Annotated in this window: 18 protein-coding genes and 1 riboswitch; of the genes, 8 read left to right on the top strand and 10 right to left on the bottom strand. The window is 69.2% G+C overall.

Features of this window, described 5'->3' with window-relative positions:
• Positions 1–47 precede the first annotated feature (47 nt).
• From ABZV44_RS07885 to ABZV44_RS07870, 4 genes are all read left to right on the top strand, one after another.
• Positions 48–1262, top strand: a complete 1215-nt coding sequence (locus tag ABZV44_RS07885; protein WP_354833251.1) for an acyl-CoA dehydrogenase family protein — start codon at positions 48–50, stop codon at positions 1260–1262.
• Between the two features lie 331 nt (positions 1263–1593).
• A complete protein-coding gene (locus tag ABZV44_RS07880) occupies positions 1594–2253 on the top strand; it encodes an ATP-binding cassette domain-containing protein (RefSeq protein WP_354833249.1) in 660 nt (219 codons plus the stop codon).
• Positions 2250–3128, top strand: coding sequence for a metal ABC transporter permease (locus ABZV44_RS07875; RefSeq protein ID WP_354833247.1), 879 nt, complete (start codon positions 2250–2252; stop codon positions 3126–3128). Before ABZV44_RS07880 ends, ABZV44_RS07875 begins: the two co-directional genes overlap by 4 nt.
• Positions 3071–3862 (top strand): ABC transporter substrate-binding protein, encoded by a 792-nt coding sequence (locus ABZV44_RS07870; protein WP_354833245.1) that lies wholly within the window; start codon positions 3071–3073, stop codon positions 3860–3862. Before ABZV44_RS07875 ends, ABZV44_RS07870 begins: the two co-directional genes overlap by 58 nt.
• Positions 3863–3896: 34 nt before the next feature.
• Here the strand turns inward: ABZV44_RS07870 and ABZV44_RS07865 are convergent, their stop codons facing one another.
• On the bottom strand, positions 3897–4907 hold the full coding sequence (locus tag ABZV44_RS07865) for a hypothetical protein (RefSeq protein ID WP_354833243.1): 1011 nt from the start codon (positions 4905–4907) through the stop codon (positions 3897–3899).
• 38 nt (positions 4908–4945) lie between these two features.
• Positions 4946–6136 carry an MFS transporter gene (locus ABZV44_RS07860; protein WP_354833241.1) on the bottom strand — a complete coding sequence of 397 codons (1191 nt, stop codon included), beginning with the start codon at positions 6134–6136 and terminating at the stop codon, positions 4946–4948.
• Between the two features lie 117 nt (positions 6137–6253).
• Here ABZV44_RS07860 and ABZV44_RS07855 point away from each other — a divergent pair, with 117 nt between their 5' ends.
• Complete coding sequence (locus ABZV44_RS07855) at positions 6254–6493, top strand: zf-HC2 domain-containing protein (RefSeq protein ID WP_354833239.1); 240 nt, start codon at positions 6254–6256, stop codon at positions 6491–6493.
• On the opposite strand, the gene ABZV44_RS07850 is transcribed toward ABZV44_RS07855, so the two are convergent.
• The 3 genes from ABZV44_RS07850 to ABZV44_RS07840 all read right to left on the bottom strand — a co-directional run bounded on the left by ABZV44_RS07850 (position 6477) and on the right by ABZV44_RS07840 (position 9129).
• Entirely contained in the window at positions 6477–7022 is a 546-nt protein-coding gene (locus ABZV44_RS07850; protein ID WP_354833237.1) for a sigma-70 family RNA polymerase sigma factor, read from the bottom strand. The two genes, ABZV44_RS07855 and ABZV44_RS07850, sit on opposite strands and share 17 nt — an antisense overlap.
• Before the next feature lie 228 nt (positions 7023–7250).
• Positions 7251–7823 carry a hypothetical protein gene (locus ABZV44_RS07845; RefSeq protein WP_354833235.1) on the bottom strand — a complete coding sequence of 191 codons (573 nt, stop codon included), beginning with the start codon at positions 7821–7823 and terminating at the stop codon, positions 7251–7253.
• A 184-nt stretch (positions 7824–8007) separates the two neighbouring features.
• A complete protein-coding gene (locus tag ABZV44_RS07840; RefSeq protein WP_354833233.1) occupies positions 8008–9129 on the bottom strand; it encodes a HoxN/HupN/NixA family nickel/cobalt transporter in 1122 nt (373 codons plus the stop codon).
• 59 nt (positions 9130–9188) lie between these two features.
• Positions 9189–9260: riboswitch (cobalamin riboswitch) on the bottom strand.
• Positions 9261–9499: 239 nt separating this feature from the next.
• Here ABZV44_RS07840 and ABZV44_RS07835 point away from each other — a divergent pair.
• Entirely contained in the window at positions 9500–9868 is a 369-nt protein-coding gene (locus ABZV44_RS07835) for a nuclear transport factor 2 family protein (RefSeq protein WP_354833231.1), read from the top strand.
• A 105-nt stretch (positions 9869–9973) separates the two neighbouring features.
• On the opposite strand, the gene ABZV44_RS07830 is transcribed toward ABZV44_RS07835, so the two are convergent.
• From ABZV44_RS07830 to ABZV44_RS07820, 3 genes are all read right to left on the bottom strand, one after another.
• The gene (locus ABZV44_RS07830) at positions 9974–10840 is read right to left on the bottom strand and encodes an NAD-dependent epimerase/dehydratase family protein (RefSeq protein ID WP_354833229.1); all 867 of its coding nucleotides are present in this window, start codon (positions 10838–10840) and stop codon (positions 9974–9976) included.
• 110 nt (positions 10841–10950) lie between these two features.
• On the bottom strand, positions 10951–11367 hold the full coding sequence (locus ABZV44_RS07825) for a nuclear transport factor 2 family protein (protein ID WP_354833227.1): 417 nt from the start codon (positions 11365–11367) through the stop codon (positions 10951–10953).
• A gap of 149 nt (positions 11368–11516) precedes the next feature.
• Entirely contained in the window at positions 11517–12989 is a 1473-nt protein-coding gene (locus ABZV44_RS07820; RefSeq protein WP_354833225.1) for an MDR family MFS transporter, read from the bottom strand.
• A gap of 343 nt (positions 12990–13332) precedes the next feature.
• On the opposite strand from ABZV44_RS07820, the gene ABZV44_RS07815 reads away from it, so the two are divergent.
• Positions 13333–16077 carry an AAA family ATPase gene (locus ABZV44_RS07815; RefSeq protein ID WP_354833223.1) on the top strand — a complete coding sequence of 915 codons (2745 nt, stop codon included), beginning with the start codon at positions 13333–13335 and terminating at the stop codon, positions 16075–16077.
• Between the two features lie 17 nt (positions 16078–16094).
• On the opposite strand, the gene ABZV44_RS07810 is transcribed toward ABZV44_RS07815, so the two are convergent.
• Positions 16095–16961 carry an alpha/beta hydrolase gene (locus tag ABZV44_RS07810; protein WP_354833221.1) on the bottom strand — a complete coding sequence of 289 codons (867 nt, stop codon included), beginning with the start codon at positions 16959–16961 and terminating at the stop codon, positions 16095–16097.
• Positions 16962–17150: 189 nt separating this feature from the next.
• Between ABZV44_RS07810 and ABZV44_RS07805 the strand changes: the two genes are divergently transcribed.
• Positions 17151–17462, top strand: a complete 312-nt coding sequence (locus tag ABZV44_RS07805; protein WP_354833219.1) for a hypothetical protein — start codon at positions 17151–17153, stop codon at positions 17460–17462.
• Between the two features lie 9 nt (positions 17463–17471).
• Here ABZV44_RS07805 and ABZV44_RS07800 read toward each other — a convergent pair whose 3' ends face one another.
• The gene (locus ABZV44_RS07800; RefSeq protein WP_354833217.1) at positions 17472–18938 is read right to left on the bottom strand and encodes a peptide MFS transporter; all 1467 of its coding nucleotides are present in this window, start codon (positions 18936–18938) and stop codon (positions 17472–17474) included.
• Between the last annotated feature and the right edge of the window lie 79 nt (positions 18939–19017).

Raw genomic sequence — 19017 nt, 5'->3', positions numbered from 1 at the left:
TTCCGCCGGATTCGGGTGTGCAGTCAACGAGTCGGCCGGAAGAGCGAATGAGTTCCGACAAATGGTTCGATCGGGACATGTCGCCCGAATCACCCCCTGTGTCCGCCCCGTCCGCGACCCTGCCGAGCCGGATCCGGGAATTCGTTGACTCCCAGGTCATTCCACTCGAGGAGGCGCTCGACGCCGATGACGCCGCGGCCTGGGCCACACTGCGCGAGCAAGCCATTGCCGCCGGACTCTGGGCGCTGCCCCTGCCACGGGAGTACGGCGGTGGAGGCGTCCCGCTGGCGGACTACCTCGCGCTCGCGGAGCTGGAGGGCCGCAGCGATCACGGGCCCGAGGCGCTCGGCTCCTCGGCCCTGCTCACCGTCCGCATGCTGGGCGCGCACGCGCATCCAGAGCTGCGCGCGAGCCTGCTCCCGGAGCTGGTGGCCGGAAGCGCCAAGGCGGCGTATGCCATGACCGAGCCCGGGGTGGCCGGATCCGACCCGAGCGGACTGCGCACCACCGCCGTCCGCGACGGTTCCGGTGAATGGATCGTGACCGGCCGCAAATGGTTCATCACGGCCGCCGCCCGCGCCGACTGGGTACTCGTCGTCGCCCGCACCGGCGTGGATCTGCCCACCCGGCAAGCGCTCTCGATCCTGGCCGTACCGACCACCGCCGCGCGGTTCCGGGTGATCCGCGAGGTCGACGTGCTCGGTGCGGGCGGCCAGCACGAGATCGAATTCGACCGGGTCCGCGTGCCCGGCACGCACCTGCTGGGCACGGTCGGCGCGGGGATGAAGCTGGCGGCCGAACGGCTCGCGCTCGGGCGCACCCTGCGCGCGCTGCGCTGGATCGGCCAGGCCCAGCGCGCCGTGGAACAACTCGCCCGCCGCGCGAGCGAACGCCGGCTCGGCGACGGCGTGCTCGCCGATCGGCAACTGATACAGCAGCTGCTGTTCGAGTCCGAACTACAACTCCGCTCGGCACGGCTGCTCGCCGCCGAGGCCGCCCGCCCGGTGGCCGCCGACGCCCCCGCTCAGATCGAGGTCGGCCTGGCCAAGACCGCCGCCGCCCGCGCCCTCGGCACCGCCGTTGATGCCGCCATCCAGGTCTACGGCGCCGAGGGTCTCACCGCCGCAACGGGTCTCCCCCGCCTGCTGCGCACCGCCCGCGCCGCCCGCATCCTCGACGGCCCCGACGAATTCCACATCACCGCCACCGGCCGCCGCCTCCTGCGCGACTACTCCGGCCAGGGTCGACCGCCCGCCAACTGACGCCCGCCCCGCCCCACCTGGCCACCCGGGCGGCGGGTCAGCGGTCGCCGAACGCCGCCAACCGGCAGCTACGGCGATCGTCGGCTCGTGACACTCGTCCGCTGGCACGAGAGCCGTTCATACGACGAAGTCGCCTCTGCCCCAGCTGATTCAGGCTGAATCCATCGCAACCCGTTGTCCCGAGCCGAGGGTTGGATCACCGATCGAGCCACGTCGGCCTGGCCCGGTTCGTCCGCGAGAGGCGGGCAGCGGCGGACGGCGACCTCGAAATCCCGGGAACCGAATCGATTCGCGGCACGACTTGTGGATCGACGACGAGCGGGAGCTGAGGGTGCGAGCGGGATCGAGGGTGGAGCTGACCGGGGTGTGCTGTGCGCACGACCGGCGGCCGGTCGTGCGAGAGGTCGATCTGGTGGTCGAACCCGGTGAGCGAGTCGCGCTCACCGGTACCAACGGGTCCGGGAAGACGACACTGCTGCGTGCGCTGCTGGGGCTGCACCCGGTGTCGTCGGGTGTCATTGCCGTGGACGGGGATCGGGCGCGGTCGGCACGGGATTGGGATCGCCGGCGGAAGGTCGCGGCGTGGATTCCGCAGCGGCAGTCCGCCGGCCGGTTTCCACTGCTGGCGCGCGAATTACTCATCAGCAGTGGCGATCTCGGCGCGGCGCTGGAGGCCGGGGAGCGGCTCGGCGTGGCGGAGGTCGCGGACCGGCCGATGGACACGCTGTCGGGCGGTCAGTTGCAGCGCATGTATCTGGCCCGGGCGTTCGGCTGCGTCGCCGCGGGCGCACGACTGCTGCTGGCGGACGAGCCCACGGCCGCACTCGATTTCGCCGGCCAGGCCGAAGCGGCCGAATTGCTGGTGGCGCTGCCGGTGACGGTGCTGGTGGTCACCCATGATCGGGCACTGGCCGACCGCTGTGATCGGGTGCTCGAGATGGCCGACGGCCGGTTGCGCGAAATCCCCGCCCGGCATGAGGAGATCGCGTGAACAGTGCGGCGAATTTCATGGACGTGTGGCAGTTGGCTCCCGTGCAACGCGGGCTGTTCGCGCTGGTGCTGGGCGCGGTCGGACTGCCGATCGTGGGCGTGGTCATCATCGGGCTGGACATCATGCCGGTCCGGTTCGCCATGATGCACGTGGCGCTGCTCGGCATCGCGGTCGGCATGCTGACCGGGCTGGACCCCATGCTCTGCGCCCTGGTGGGCTGCGGCGGATCGGGAGCGGCGCTGACGCCGCTGGCCCGCAGCCGCACCGGATTGTCCGGGGCCATGGGCCTTTTGATGAGCCTGTCCATCGCGGGCGCGCTGCTGGTGCTGTCGATCTCGGGCGTCAACGCCAATGGCGCGTTCGAGCTGCTCTGGGGATCCATCCTGGCCACCCGCACGCCCGATGTGGTGCTGCTCGGGGTGCTCGCCGCGGTGGTGCCGCTGCTGTTCGCGCTGCGCCGCCGCCAGATCGGACTGCTGCTGCACGACCGGGAACTGGCCGCCTGCTCGGGGGTACGGGTGGACCGGCTCACCCTGATCCTGTTGGTGCTGGTCGCGGTCGCGGTCGCCGCCGGCATCCGGCTCACCGGCGCGCTGCTGGTGGATGCACTGACCCTGCTGCCCGCCCTGGCCGCACGGCGGCTGGCGAATTCGCTGACCACCATGGCGATCACCGCGGTCGTGGTGGGCGTGGTGGTGAATATCGCGGGCTTCACGCTCGCGGTGGCGCTGGACCTGCCGCCCGGTCCGGTCCTGGTGCTCTTGGCGGGGGCGGTCGCCCTCGTAGTTCATGTGATACCCGATGGGAGAAGACGAGGATGGCCCTCATCCGACGAAACCGGCTCGCGCGCATCGCGATCGGTGCCGTTGCACTGATCACCGGTGCGGCCGTTGCCACCGGCTGTTCTGCGAGCAGCGACCATGACCACAACGGCCCGCATGTGGTGGCCGCGAGTTCATGGGAGGCGGCGTTCGCCAAGGCCGCCGGGGCCTCCGACGTGACGGTCATCGTGCCCGCCGCTATCAAGCACGCCCCCGATTACGATCCCAAGCCCTCGGATCTGGCCACGGTCGCCAGGGCCGACTTCGTGCTGTACGCGCAGTTCGAAGGCTTCGCGGGCAAGATCAAGGACGCGGCCGGTTCCAAAGCCAAGCTGGTCGAGGTAAATCTCGACAATGCCAAGGACACCATGGAATCCGAGGTGCGCCGCCTGGGCGACCTGTTCGGCACCCGCACCACCGCCGACAAGTGGATCGTCGATTTCGAGACCGAGTACGGCAAGCTCGCCATCGACGTCAAGACCGCCTGGCCGGGTGGGCAGCCGCCGAAGGTGGTGCAGCAGGCGTTCATGGGCTTCGCCGCCCAGCTGTCCGGCGCGCAGGTGCTCGGCACCTACGGTCCGGCGCCGATCACCCCGGGCCAGGTCGCGGACCTCTCCGCCAAGAATCCGCAGTATGTGCTGGGCAATGAGCAGATGAGCACCGGTCAGGTGCTGCCCGGCTCGTCCGCCAAGCAGATCGATCTCACCAATTACCCCACGCAGGACCAGGATCTGCTCTCGGTCTACCGGGACGCCGCCACCAAGCTCACCGCGGCGATGCACGGCTGAGCGGCCGGGCCGGGCGGCGTGTCCGGCGGGGCGATCACAGTTCGGCTGGATCGACCTCGCCGGACAGGATCGCCAACGCCAGCATGAGAAAGAAGTCGCCCCAGACCAATTCGTGGCGGGTTGCCAGACCGCGCGACAGGTCGTAGCAGCCGTTCACCAGTCGCCCGGGCGACTCACCGGTCGAAAGATGTTCGCCGACAAGGACCTCGACCAACTCGCTGGCGCGATCGGCGCACCCGAGTTTGCACAGCGCCACCGCCATGATCGAGGCGGCCGACGTGTCGAGAACCAGTGGTTCACCGCGCACGGCCGCCGGGACAGTCACCGGCGGCCATGGCCATTCGCTCAGCAATTCGACTGCCCGCCGGGAGTATTCGGCATCGAGCCAGAGTCCCGCATCGGCGAGCGCCAGCAGCAGCCACGCCTCACCCCGCGACCATCCGGCGGCGGGCTCGGCGCGCGGCTCCCAGCGACCGTGTGCGAACGACAGGGCCGGGATCAACTCCGCCGGACCCGAGCAGACCTGCAGGTGAGTTGCGAGGTGACGCTCCGCGACGGCTCCGGCACCGGTCCACGCGAGCAGCGGGATCGTGCCGGCGAGGCCGTCCACGCGGGCGATGACCGGTTCGGCCGGATCGTTGAAAGCCGTTCCCCAGGGCAGAATTCCGGCCTCGGCGTCGAAGGTCGTTGCGAGTTGTTCCGCGCCCTGACATACGAGTTGATGGCCCGATTCCGAGACCCCGAGCCGGTGCCCGGCAGCAGCCCCGTACCACAGGGTTAGCCCGCGGGTGACCGTGTCCGCTGCGGCGGCGGGGGACAGCCGACGCGTCCACTCCTCCGACACCTCCCGGTGCCGCGCATCCCGTGTCAATCGCGCCCGCAGCGACAATTGCCCGACCCAGAACCCGGCCACCCAGGAGCCGCGGCGGGTCGTCGTCCACTCCCCTGTGCCCGGCTCGGCGTACAACGGAAATCGATCTCGCACAGCCGCTTCGGTCACCGCGATGCTGTCGAGGATCGACCCCAGCGCAGCGGCTGCGCGCATGCCCGGAAGTGCCCGGCCAGTTCGATCCGTCTCCGAAGTCATCGCGCATCAGCCTCGATCCGCGCACGCCACCACCACGCCACCGCTGCCGCCGCCAGGAACGCCCACGACACCAGGGTCCACGCGGGTCCGTAGCGGCCGTCCGAGGTGTCCACGAGCGCACCGAAAACCGGTGGACCGATGACGAATCCGGCGAAGAACCCCGCCGACACCACCGCCGAGTCACGGCCCACATGCTCGGGCGCGGCCGTCGCGATGACGGTCATCATCGAGACTGCATTCGCCGAGACCGCACAGCAGCCGATGCCGAGCGCGCCCAGCCACACCCACCCGCTCCACCAGGTCCCGGCGAGAATTCCCAGCGCCGCGACCGCCGCGCCGCAGGCCAAGGGCCCCAGCAGCATCGCCGGGGTCGGCAATCGGGACGACCATCGGGTCCAGCCCACTCGCCCGGCGATTCCGGCGACGCCGAGCACGGCGACCAGGGCGCTCGCCGCGCCCGCCGACAGCCCCAGCTGCTTGGCGGCGTACAGCGCGATATAGGTGTTGATCGCCGAGATTCCGGTTCCGAGCAGTACCGAGTAGCCGCACATCCAGCCTGCCGCGCCGTGCGGGCGCGCCACCACCAGTGGCGGAAAGCGCGGCGGCTGTGGATCTTTCGCCACCGCGAGCGCCGCCGCTGCCGCCAGCGCCGCGATCGCCGCCGCCGTGGCCACGGCCGCACGCCAGCTCACCGCGCCCGCGATCGCCGCCAGGGGCAACCCCGCGAGAAACGCGCCGAACTGCACGCCCGACTGCTTCCATCCCGCCACAGCACCGCGCATGGCGGCCGGAACACGGTTTGCGATCAATTGATTCGTCGCCGGGTTGGCCAGGGCCTGCCCAAGCCCGGACACCGTGATCGCCGCCACCAGCCCGTCGTAGCCCGGTGCCGCCGCGAACAGGGCGAGGGCCAGCGCGGACAGCGCGAACAGTCCGATCAGGCAACGCCGGGCCCCCAGTGCCGCCACCATCGGACCGACCACCGGCGACAGTACCGCCGCCACCCCGAACCCGGCCGCCACCAGCAACCCCAGTTGCCCGGTGGCAATGCCGAATTCGCCGACCAGCCGGGGACCCAGCGCGCCCAGCAGGAACAGCGGCAGCATGGACAGGGCCATCGCCGTGGTCAGCAGCACCGTCAGCACCGAGCTGCGGATGGCCGTGACCGCCGGTGTTTCCGCGCGCATACTCACATCCGACAAGTCGAACGAACGGCGGCCCCGGTTCCCGCGGATTCGCCCGGGACCCGCGGCCCGGTGCGGCCCGCCGGGAACTTCCCGCCGGGCCTGCGCGACCATTGAGCCATGAGGTGCGAAACGATCCGCGAAACGCTGTCCGCGCGAATCGACGGCGAACAGGAGCCCATCGCGGCCGAATCGACCGATCGGCACCTGGACGCCTGCGCCGACTGCCGTTCCTGGTACCGGCGCGCGGAATCGCTGCAGCGGACGCTGACAGCGCACCCCGGCTCCCCGGTTCCCGACCTCACAGCCGACATCCTGCGACAACTGCCGCCGAACTCGCCGCTCAGCTCGGTTTCGTGACGATGGGCCGGTCGGGCTCCTGCCACGCCAGGACGAGCGATTCCCGGGCACGGGCCACCCGGGACCGGACGGTCCCGACCGGACAGCCGACGGCCTGGGCCGCCTCCGCATAGGACAGCCCGAGCATCTGGGTGAGCACGAACGCCTCCCGGCGGTCGTCGGGCAGGCCGCGCAAAAGATCGGCGATGGCGAGCATTTCGGGGAAGTCGGAACTGTCACGCTCGCAGCGTTCATCGATCGCGGTCTGCCAGTCGCCGGTGGCCTTCTTCGGGCGCACCGCGGCGCTTCGGATCCGGTCCACGACGGTGCGCCGGGCGATGGACAGCAACCAGGTTCGCGCCGAGGACCTGCCGGCGAAACCGGGCAGGCTGCGCAACGCACGGAGGTAGGTCTCCTGTGTGAGGTCGTCGGCGGATTGCACATCGGTCAGATGCGCGGTGAAACGCCAGATGTCGCGCTGGGTCCCGCGAATGAATTCTTCGAGGGCGCCGCGGTCGCCACGACCGGCGGCCAGCGCGAGCGCGGTCAACTGATCATCCGCCGAGACCGCGGGACTGTTCGGGACCGGGTTCGCCCGGACGAGGCCGCGCGCAGACGCTGGCGCGGAAGGGATTAGGTGCATTGCCAAGCCTTCGATTGCAGACGCCACAGCAATGAGACGTCGATCGGAATCGGTCGCCGCACGATCAGCGGCACACCGCGAAGGGGGCGGTCGATCAGTCACCGGCAGGCGAATTCGCCACCGGCAGTGAACTGTTCAGACCTGGAATGCACACACGGGCGGGCCGCGACGAGCCAGCACATGCCGCAGCAGGGTTTCCGACGGCTTCGGAACCCGGTGTTCCACCACCCGCCCGGACGACAGGCCGGCGGGCACACTCGTATGGAGATAGACGAGCAGCAGCGGCACGAAAAAGCGCGCGTACAGCGCGCGCAGCAGTGCGAACAAAGCCCGTTCGCCGCGCCACAGCCAGATGCCGCAGAACATCGCGGCCACGCAATGCGCCGCGATCATCGCAGGCGTGCTCGACCCGGCGCTCGCGGCGCCGCTCATCCCCGCAACGTGGTTCATGTGGCCGCCCGACATGGGCGCGAGCCCGAACCACAGATGCAGCACCAACTGCATGCCCGCCAAACCACCGACGATGGGCAGCACACCCCACTGCCGATCGGCGAAAGCCCATGCCACCGCGGCGGTCCCGGCGCACGCCACTACCAGCGCCGAGAACGACAGCCCGTGCCCGACCACATGACCGTGCCCAGCGGCCGACACCGCGACGGCGATCACGGCGAAAATCGCCGCCCGCACGGCACGCGACACCGGGGTCACGAGTGGGTCGGTCATGGCACGGTCCATCGTCGCATCACCACGCGAACGCCTGTGCCAGAGGGCTTCTCGAGCCTCATGTCATCCCATGATTGCAGTGCCGGGATCGGGCACACGTCGATACGACGGCACAGGTCCCGCCCGGGTTCACCATCGCGGTGCGATCACCGCGGCCGGCAGGCCGGATTCACTCCGACGGGGCCGAGGACCAGCGCTGCTCGACCTTGGCCCAGCGCCAGTAGGCGACGGCGATGATCCAGGCCAGCACGAACAGGCCGACAATGCCGAATCCGACATTGTTCAGATTGATTCCGGCGATCCAGTCGGTGATCGGGTTGACGAAATCGGCGTCGTCGTGGAGGACGGTGATCAGTTCGATGGAGCCGACGACCAGCGCCACCGCGATCGACAGGGCGGTGATGGTGAGGTTGTAGTAGATCTTGCGGATCGGTTCGGAGAAGGCCCAGTCGTAAGCCACGTTCATGAACAGTCCGTCAAGGGTGTCCATCAGGCTCATGCCCGCGGCGAACAGCAGCGGCAGCACCACGATCGCGTACCAGGGCAGCCCGGCCGCGGCCCCGGAACCGGCGAGGGCCAGCAACGCGACCTCGGTCGCGGTGTCGAAGCCCAGCCCGAACAGCACGCCCACCGGATACACCTGCGCCGGCCGGCGCACCGCCCGCATGACCGGGCCCAGCAGCCGGGCCAGCGCACCCCGGGCCTGCAGGGCGGCCTCCAGCTCCTCGGCATCGAACTCGCCGTGCCGGCTGCGCTGGAACACCCGCCAGATCCCGATCAGCGCAACCACATTGAGCAACCCGATCAGATACAGGAACGATCCGGACGCCACCGTCGAGACGACGCCCAGGGTCTTGCGGGTCGGCGAGTCGTCGTCGACCAGCTCGCCGACCACCCGCGCCCCGGCCACCACCAGCGCCGCCAGCACGAACACGATCGTCGCGTGCCCCATGGCGAACCAGAACCCCACCGACTTGGGCCGCTGCCCATCGGCCATCAGCTTCCGGGTCGTATTGTCGATCGCCGCGATGTGGTCCGCGTCGAACGCGTGCCGCAGGCCGAAGGCGTAGGCGGTGAAACCCAATCCGACCCCGAACACCTGCGAGCCGAGCTGATAGCTGTGCGGCGCCACCGCCCCGAACAACAGCCCGAACGCCACCACATGGATGGCCGCGACCACCCCGAGCAGCACCCCCGCCTCGATCCAGTCCCGTCGCGACCAGTCGTGCAGGACATGCCGCAACCGACGGCGCACGGGGACAGCGGAATTCGAAGCAGGATCGACAGACATGCGCGCAGAGACCTTCTCGGGGAACCCGCGTCCCCGCACGTAGGGCTGTGGCGATGTGAGGTCTGACTCCCGTACCGCCGCAGCGGCCCGGACACAGTGGCGCGACCGTCCCGGATTCCCACCGGGTTCCCACCATCATCACAAAATGTTCGCCCGACTATACAGAGCAGCGCCAACGACCCCGCCGGGCAGCGGGCACGGACGATCCCGCGCCCGAATGACATCGGATTCGTGATGGACCGTCTCCGGACGAGCGGGCAACCGTGGTGCGGGGAGACCGGTCATGAGTACTTAAGTACGACAGATTCCCAGGTCCGGCATTCTTCATAACGTTGTGCTCATCAAGTTCACACCAGCAAGGAGAACCGACATGAGCGACATCAACGAACTCGTCCAGCGCTACCTCACCGCCTGGAACACCACTGACGCCTCGGCCCGCGCGGCCCTGGTCGCCGAACTGTTCACCGACGACGCCGAATACACCGACCCGCTGTGCTCGGTCCGCGGGCACGCCGGGTTGGATGCCACCATCGCCGCCGTCCAGGCTCAGTTCGCCGGAATGGAATTCAGCCTCGGTGCTCCGGTGGACGCGAACCACCACATCGCCCGCTTCACCTGGCACCTCGGCACCCCGGGCGCGGAGCCCCTGGTCGTCGGCTTCGACGTCGCCGCCCTCGCCGAGGACGGACGCATCGAACGCGTCTACGGCTTCCTCGACAAAGTCCCCGCCGGGGCTTGATCGTTGCGCCGCAAGCAGTTCGGAGACGCGGCGGTCGGCGATTGCCGGAACTCCAGCGAGGCCGGGTGGCCGCTCGATGCGGGCGGCCACCGCGCCTGCCTTTGATCAGCGGTAGGAACCGGCGCTCAGGTCGGCTGTTGCGCTGGGGCCCTGGGGGTTCCAGCCCAGGTCGGCGCGGGCGGCGTGACCGGTGACGGATTGGCTGAGGGCCAAGGCTTCGGCGAAAGGAGCGCCGAGGGCGGCTTCGGCTTCCGCGAGAGGCCAGATCACCGGGTCGCCCGAGACGCCGGCGGCCTGGGCCGCAGCGGTGGCGAGGTCGAGCACCGAGACGGCGGGCTCGGTGATCGCGTGCCAGATGGTGCCCGCCGGAGCCGATTCGACGACCTTCACGAAGAGGTCGGCCAGGTCGTCCACATGAACGGTGGGCCACACGACACTGGAGTCGGCGACGACGACCGGGGCGTTGTGCTTGCGGGCGAGATCGACCAGGAGAGCGGGGATTCCGCCATTGCGGCCGTGCACGATGCCGGGGCGGATGACCGCGGCGCGAACGCCCGCATCGGCGAGGGCGAGGACCTGGCGTTCGATGACCGGGCGGTAGCCGACGATGGGAATGGCGTTGGTGGCCGCGGATTCGTCGGCGCCATCGGTCGCGCCGAGGACCCAGACGCCGCTGGTGTAGACGAAGGGCTTGCCGGTGCCGCGCAGCGGGTCGGTGAGGGCGGCGATGGCGGCGGCGTCCACGTCCGCGTCTCCACTGGGGGTGGCGAGGTTGACCACGGCGTCGATATCGGGAGTGACGGCGGCGGTGAGGGATGCCGGATCGGCGAGATCGCCGGTGCGCGTCTCGAATCCGGCCTCGCCGTCCTTACCCGGCCGTACCAGTGCCACCACCTCGTGGCCCAGTCCGGTAAAGCGTTCGGCGACCGCGGAACCCAGGTAGCCGCCGGCCCCGATGATCAGTACTCGCATGAATCTTCTCCTCCATCTCGGCCACGCCGGCCGTTTTCACGACAGCCTCGTCGGCCGCACTGGTATTCCGCTGTCAGTGGGTACGTTCTCGATTGCCAGCGAACAGCACGTCAATTACCGGCGAACAGCACGCGATTCGCGTACGCGGTGTCGAAATATTCCCGGGCTTCCGCGATTCGGCCGTCGACGACGCGGAAGGCGATGACGACATCGTTGACATACTCCGCGCCCGCCGCGGTGGTCGCGCGGGTGGTCCACTCTGCCACGGCGCGGTCCCCATCGGCGATCACGCCACGCACCTCCTGCCTCATGGGTTTGGTGGTGTCGAAGCGCGCCAGCATGGCGGGCAGGAAGCCGTGGAAGATCTGATCCGGTCCGACCCAGGTGCCCGAGGTCGGCAGGTCCCCGGCCAGCGTCCAGGTGGCATCGGGCGCGAAGAACTCGCCGCGCCGCTCGACCGCCTCGCCGCCCTGCAGGGCGCGAATGTAGTTCTCGATCACCGTCCGGGTCTCGTCTGTGCTGCTCATGCCATTCAGTTCACTGGAATTCCCGAGCCCGACCAAGGGGCAGCTCACACACTCAGCGATAAAGAACGCTTATCTATACAGGCTGCCGGACCCTCGATACGGGAAAGCGCCCGTGGCGTCGGGCCACGGGCGCTTTCACGCTCGGAGAGTCAGTCCTTGACCAGTGCGACGCCGGACGCGTCCAGGGCCTCGGGCGAATCCTCGACCGGCTCCGGCGATTCGGCGCGATTGGGCAGCAGCACCGCCATCACGATGACGATCAGCGCCAGCGCCGCGGAGACCGCGAACGCCAGCCGCATGCCGGACAGGTGAGCGTCGAGCGGGTTGGCGCCGCCATCGGTCAGATGGGTGGCCCGCGACGTCATGACCGTCACCACCAGCGCGGTACCGAAGGCGGCGGCCACCTGCTGCAACGTGCCCAGCATGGAGCTGCCGTGCGAGTACAGGTGCATCGGCAGCGCGCCCAGACCCAGCGTGAACACCGGCGTGAAGGCGGCGGCCAGCGATACCATCAGCAGGATGTGCAGCGCCACCAGCGCGGGATACGGCGTGGTCAGCGAGAGCTGCGTGAAGCCGACGAGGGCGGCGGTGATGCCGATCGCGCCCGGAATCACCAGGACCCGGCCGCCGAACCGGTCGAACAGCCGGCCCACGGTCGGACCGAGCAGGCCCATGGCCAGACCGCCGGGCATGACCAGCAGACCGGTCTGCAGTGGGCTCAGGCCGCGCAGGTTCTGCAGGTACAGCGGCAGCAGGATCATCGAGCCCATCATGGCCAGGAAGGCCACGGCCATCAGGACCAATGCCTTGGCGTAGGCGCCGGCCAACAGGATTCGCAGATCCATCAGCGGGCTGCCGTTGCGCTGCAGGTACACCTGACGGAAGACGAAGATGGCGACCAGGGCCACACCGCCGGCGACGATCAGCGCCGGAGTGAGCGCGCTGCCCGCACCGAACTTGCTCAGGCCGTACACCAGCCCGCCGAAGCCGAGGGCCGCGAACGCCACGCTGAACCAGTCGATCGAACCCGCTTGCGGCTCACCGACGTTCTCCAGCTTGCGCAGCCCGAACCAGGTCACCGCCGCGGCGATGGGCAGCACCAGCGCGAACAGCCAGCGCCACGAACCGATCTGGAGCACCAGGCCGGAGATGACCGGGCCCATGGCCGGGGCGACCGAGATGGCCAGGGTGACATTGCCCATCACGCGGCCGCGGTCGTGCTCGGGGACGACCGTCATCAGGGTGGTCATGAGCAGCGGCATCATGACCGCGGTGCCGCCGGCCTGGACGACCCGGCCGATCAGCAGCACCGCGAACGACGGCGCGATCGCGGCCACCGCGGTACCGAGGAGGAAGACACCCATCGCGAGGGAGTACGCGCGCCGGGTGCTGACGCGCTGCAGGAACCAGCCGGTCACCGGAATGACCGCCGCCATGGTGAGCATGAACGCCGTGGACACCCACTGCGCGGACCGCTCGGTCACGTGAAGATCCGTCATGAGCCGCGGAATCGCATTGATCATGATGGTCTCGTTCAAGATCACCGTGAAGGTCGCGAGCACCAGCAACCGGATGACCGTTGGCGTCCGCTGCTTGGTCGAGCTAGCGGATAGATCGGGCATCGGAAAACCTCCGGGGGTGTTCGTATTCGAGGGGATGACGTGGAATCGGCGACAGTGCCGTCCGGGGGGCCATATCCATGCAGACGGGGACAGATCGCTCAACTCATCGGTCTCCGGTCAGTATTCCGGCGGGGTCCGACAGAATTCATCCGATTATCGGGTGAACCGCAGACCCATAGCATGCTGAAAGTGTGCTGTCACCAGCACTTATCGAACTCGGCAAACTTGCCGAGTGAGGCAGGTCACGTTTGAGGGCACGGGAGCTCGGATCGGTCCCGGATCCGGAACCCGCCATGATGGAGGGGATGCCCCGCCGCGATGGTGCGGTGCGGGGCGGGAGGGTGTGAGAACGACCGTGGCCGAACACATTCCGCAGCTGCGTGGACGCGAGCGCGAACAGCGGGCGCTCGACACCCTGATCGAGGGTGCGCGCGACGGGCACAGCGCGGCGCTGGTGCTGCGCGGTGAACCCGGGATCGGCAAGACGGCACTGCTCGGATACGCCGCCGCGCGGGCGGACGCCGTGCGGGTGCTGCGCGGCACCGGCGTCGAGGTCGAGGCCGAATTGCCGTTCGCCGGACTGCAATTGCTGCTGCGCCCCGCCCTGGACCGGCTGCCCGGCCTGCCGGAACCGCAGCGGGCGGCGCTGGCGGGCGCACTCGGCCTCGGCCCCGGCGGGCGCGAGCCCATGCTCACCGGTCTGGCGGTGTTGTCGCTGCTCACGGATTATGCCGACGGCGCCGGGCTGCTGGTCGTGGTCGACGACGCGCAGTGGCTGGACCGGGCCTCGCAGGACGCGCTGCTGTTCGCGGCCCGGCGGCTGCAGGCCGAGGGCGTGGCCATGCTGTTCGGCGTCCGTGAGGGCGAGGGATCGTTCGAGGCGGCGGGACTGCCGGAGCAGCGATTGACCGGTCTGTCCCACGAGGCGGCGGCGGCCCTGCTGGATGAGCATGCGCTCACCCCGGCCGTGCGCTACCGGCTGCTGGCCGAGGCGCGCGGCAATCCGCTGGCCCTGCGCGAGCTGCCGCTGGCGATGGCCGCCGAATCGACGCCGGATCTCGCTACGGGCGCGCTGCCCCTGACCGATCGGCTGCGGCTGGCCTTCCACGGCCGGATCAGTCGGCTGCCGGAGCCGACCCAGACCCTGCTCACGGTGCTGGCCACCGATGAATCCACTGAGCCCGCCGTCGTGCTGCGTGCGGCGGCGAGCCTGGGAGCGGGCATCGATGATCTCGCGCCCGCCGAGGCAGCCGGACTGTTGCAGCGCGGGACCGGAGCCGACCTGTCGATCATGTTCCGCCACCCGCTGATTCGCGCGGCGGTGTACCAACGTGCCCCGCTGGGACAGCGATTGGCGGTGCACCGCGCCCTGGCCGAGGCGCTGGATGCGCCCGAGCAGGCGGATCGGCGGGCCTGGCATCGCGCGGCGGCCGCCCTCGGTCCCGATGCCGAGGTGGCGGATGCTTTGGAGCGCAGCGCTGTTCGCGCGCGCGAACGTGGCGGGCACAAGGCGGCGGCCGCCGCCTACGATCGGGCGGCCCGGCTCAGCGATCGGCCGGAGGATCGGAGGCGACGTCAGACGCTGGCCGCCCAGGCGGCGCTGGAGTCGGGGGATCTGGAGCGGGCGGCCGAGCTGGCCCGGCGCACGTCCCACGAGGTGAGCTCGGAATCGTTGCGCGCCAGTCTTTCCCAGGTGCGGGCGCTGTCCCTCTTCTGGCAGGGCAAGTTTCCGGACGCGCACCGGCTGCTGATCGACGCGGCGACCAGTATCGCGGCCACCGAACCCGCACAGGCGGCGGACATGCTGGTGCAAGCCATACACACCGGGTGGTATCTGGGCGAGGCCGATTTGCGGGAGGTCCTCGACCACCTTGCGGACCTGCGGTTGCCGGATGCGCTGCCGGTGACCCCGGTGACGCGGTTCATCGGCCGGCTGTTCGAGCGTGGCCCGGGCCGGCCCCTGGCGCTGACGGACATTCTCGGCGAAATCCGTTCCCGGGGAGAGGTTTCCGACCAGGTGCTGTCGATCCTCTGCGGCATCGCGCTCGCGCGCGGCCAGGACGGGCCCGCCTTCGATCTGGCCGTGTCCCTGGAGGGTAAGCATCGTGCCGCCGGTGCCGCAGGGCGGCTGCCGACCGTCCTGTTCTTTGCCTCCGAGGCCGATATCTTCACCGGCCGCCTGCGCGATGCGCGCACCGCGACGGTCGAGGCCCGCGACCTCGCCCGCGACACCGGTCAGCAGCAGTGGGTGCGCCAACTCAGCAGTGTGCTGGCGCATCTGGACGCACTGCGCGGCGATGAGGACGAGTGCCGGGCGCAGGCCGAGCTCGGCCTCACCGGGGATACGCCGGGAGCGATCGCGCCGGGCGCACCGTGGGCGCACTGGTCGCTGGGACTACTCGACCTCGGGGCCGGGCGAGCGGAATCGGCGCTGTCGCGCTTCGAGCGTTTGACGAAATCGCCGTTCGATCACCATATTTGCGCCACCCGGGCGGTGCCGGATCTGGTCGAGGCCGCCGTGCGAATCGGGGCCCCGGAGCGCGCCGCGGCGCCCTTCACGAACTTCGCCGGCTGGGCGGAGTCGGTGGGACAGGGCTGGGCCGATGCCCTGGTGCTGCGCTGCCGCGCGCTGCTGGACGACGAGAATGCCGAAGACCTGTACGCGAAGGCGCTCGAGCTGCACGACCGTGAGGCCCGTCCCATCGAATTCGCCCGTACCGCTCTGCTTTACGGCGAATGGCTGCGCCGCGCCCGCCGCAAGGCCGAGGCGCGCACCCGATTGCACGCAGCCCTCGAGGTCTTCGAACGGCTGGAACTGGACCGGTGGGCCAGGCGCGCCCGCCACGAGCTCACCGCGGCCGGCGCACCGGATTCCGATCCGGGTCCGTCGCGCCGTACCGCGACCGGCCTGACCCCGCAGGAATTGCAGATCGTCCGCCTCGCCGCGCAGGGCCTGTCCAACCGCGACATCGCCGCGCAGCTGTTCCTTAGCCACCGCACCGTCGGCTACCACCTCTACAAGGCGTACCCGAAGCTCGGCGTCACCTCGCGGGGCGAGCTGAAGGATATTGCCGCACAACTTCATTGATCATCGTGCCCGCCGGGTCATGCCTTGATGAACTCGAGCAGGTCGTTGTTGAGCTGCTCGGCATGGGTGACATAGAGCCCGTGCCCGGCGGCCGGGTACTCGCGGTAGGTCGCACCGGGCAGCAGCTCGGCGGTGCGGCGGCCGGTCATGTCGATCGGCGCCGAGAAGTCGGCGTCGCCGTGCACGATCAGCGCCGGAACAGTGATGCCGCGCACCGCTTCCCGGCTGTCGGCGTGGAAGACCGCCTCCTGGATCTTCAGCGTCGCCCACGGCGCGGTCGACAGGCACTGCCGGTAGGTGAGGTCCGACTGCTCGGGCGACACCTCGGTGCCGAACTGCTCGGCGAAGTACAGCTGCGACTGCCGGGCCAGCCACTTGGGCCGGTCGGCGCGGATGCGGTGCAGCATGTCCTCGAGCACCGCCACCGGAGCCCCGCCCGGGTTGTCGTCGGTGAGCTTCAGGAACGGCAGCATCGAGCTGACGAAAGCCACTCGCGCCACCCGGGATTCGCCGTGCCGGGCCAGGTAGCGGGCGATCTCCACGCCGCCGGTGGAATGCCCGACCAGGGTGGCCTCGGTCAGGTCCAGGTGGTCGAGCAGGGCCGCCAGGTCGTCGACGGTGGTGTCGAGGTCGTAGCCGCCGCGCGGCCGGTCGGAGCGACCGTGGCCGCGGCGGTCCAGCGAGATGCAGCGGTAGCCGAGGTCGGCGAAGAAGGGGATCTGGTATTCCCACATATCGGAAGCGAGCATGGCCCCGGCGACGAACACGATGGCCGGTCCGGTGCCGTAGTCCTCGTAGGCGAGCGTGGTGCCGTCGGTGGGGGTGGTGAAGAACATGGGAATCCCTTTGGCTCGGATCGCTGGTTCGAACTTGATGAACACCACGTTATGAAGATCCGCGTGACCGGGAATCTGTCGTACTTAAGTACTCGAGACCGGTCTCCCGTCACGCGTCGACGGATGCGTTCGGCCACCCATTCCCCACCATCGCCGGAGCGTCGGCATACGATTGGCGAACCAGTCGGAAAGGGCCCGGTCAGCCGGATTCGACCGGGATACAGTCAGGAGTCACCAATGACCAAATTCCTGGTGATCTACAAGTCGGATCAGTCCGCTCGCGAGCGGATGGCCCAGACCACCGCCGAAGCCCAGGCGGCGGGCATGAAGGCCTGGATGGACTGGGCCGGTCGGGCGGGGTCGGCGATCGTCGATCTCGGGTCGCCGCTGGGACCCGGATCCCTCAATGCCGACGGCGGGATCGGCGGCTTCTCCATCCTGCAGGCCGACTCCAGCGAAGCCCTTCAGGAGGTGCTGAAGGGCCACCCGCACACCGAATGGGGCGGCACCATCGACATCTACGAATTCCTGGCCATGCCGGGCATGTGACGACGGGAGTTAGTGCACGCCCTCCATGTGGCGGCTGATCCAGGGCGCGACGGCCCAGACCATCGCGCCGACGGCCATGGCCACCAGGCCGGTGATGCCGAAGTACACCAGTTCGTGGGACGGGTCGTAGAACTTGGACAGCACGCCCGACATCGAGGTGCCGATGCCGACCGAGAAGAAGTACAGGGCCATCATCTGAGCGCGAAAAGCGTTGGGGGCCAACTTCGTCGTGACCGACAGACCGATCGGCGAGAGCATGAGCTCCGAGACCGCGAACGCGCCCAGGATGAAGAACACGATCACGAACGACACCGACTTGCCGTGGCTGCCCGCGAACAGGGTGAACAGCAGGAAGGCCGCGCCCATCCCGATCACGCCCAGCGAGAACTTGCGCGGGGTGCTCGGGGAGCGCATGCCCAGGCGGGTCCACATGATCGCGAACAGCGGCGACAGCGCGATGATCCACACCGGCTCCATGGAACCGATCCAGCTCGACGGCGCGGTCCAGCCGAAGATGGACCAGTTCATGCGCTCGTCGGAGTACACCGCCAGCACGGTGAAGATCTGCTGGAACAGCGACCAGAACACCGCGTTCGCGATGAACAGCGGCATGTAGGCGCGCACCCGGGTGCGCTCGATCGGGGTCACCTTTTCGCTGGTGAGCATGATGGCGAAGTAGGCGATCGAGGCCACGACGATCACGAAGGTGGTGGTGTCGGGCAGGTTGGACAGGGTCACCAGCCTGGTGGCCCAGGCGAAGGCGACCACCACGAGGATCGCGGCGAAGGCCGTCACAACCTTGGGAATCGCGGTGCGCGGCAACGGGTTCGGCACATCGCGGCCGTGCTCGCCCAGGTTCTTGCGGAAGATGACGTACTGGGTGAGGCCGATCGCCATACCGATGGCGGCGGCGCCGAAACCGTAGTGGAAGCCGACATGATCCTGCAGCAGGCCGGTGATCAGCGGACCGGCGAAGGCGCCCAGGTTGATACCCAGATAGAACAGGGTGAAGCCGCCGTCCGCGCGCGGATCGTCCTTGTCGTAGAGGGTGCCCAGCAACGAGGAGGCATTCGCTTTCAAGCCACCCGATCCCAGCGCGACCAGCACCAGGCCGACGCCGACACCGGTCAGGCCGGGGAGGATGGCCAGCGCGATGTGGCCGGCCATGACGACGACGCCGCCGTAGAAGACGGTGCGCTCCGAGCCGAGCAGCCGGTCCGCGATCCACGCGCCGAGCACGGTCGACAGATAGACCAGACCGCCGTAGGCGCCGACGATGCCGGTGGCGGTGGACTTGGCCATGCCGAGGCCGCCGTCGGTGGCGGTGTAGTACAGGTAGTAGCCGAGAATCGTGAGCATTCCGTAGAACGAGAACCGTTCCCACAATTCGACGCCGAACAGATTCGCGATACCGATGGGGTGGCCGAACAGGGTCCGTTCAGTGGCCGGTTTCGCGTCGTGAGCTACTCCTGACATACCGGCGACCCTCCCATAAAAGGCAATCCGACAGCAACCTCAGATGTTAACCTGCGTCACAATTGCCAAGGGAATGTTC

Origin of the sequence: Nocardia sp. NPDC004860, assembly GCF_040609015.1 — a bacterium.
Taxonomy (GTDB): Bacteria; Actinomycetota; Actinomycetes; order Mycobacteriales; family Mycobacteriaceae; genus Nocardia.
This window is presented reverse-complemented; position numbering and strand designations above follow the sequence as displayed.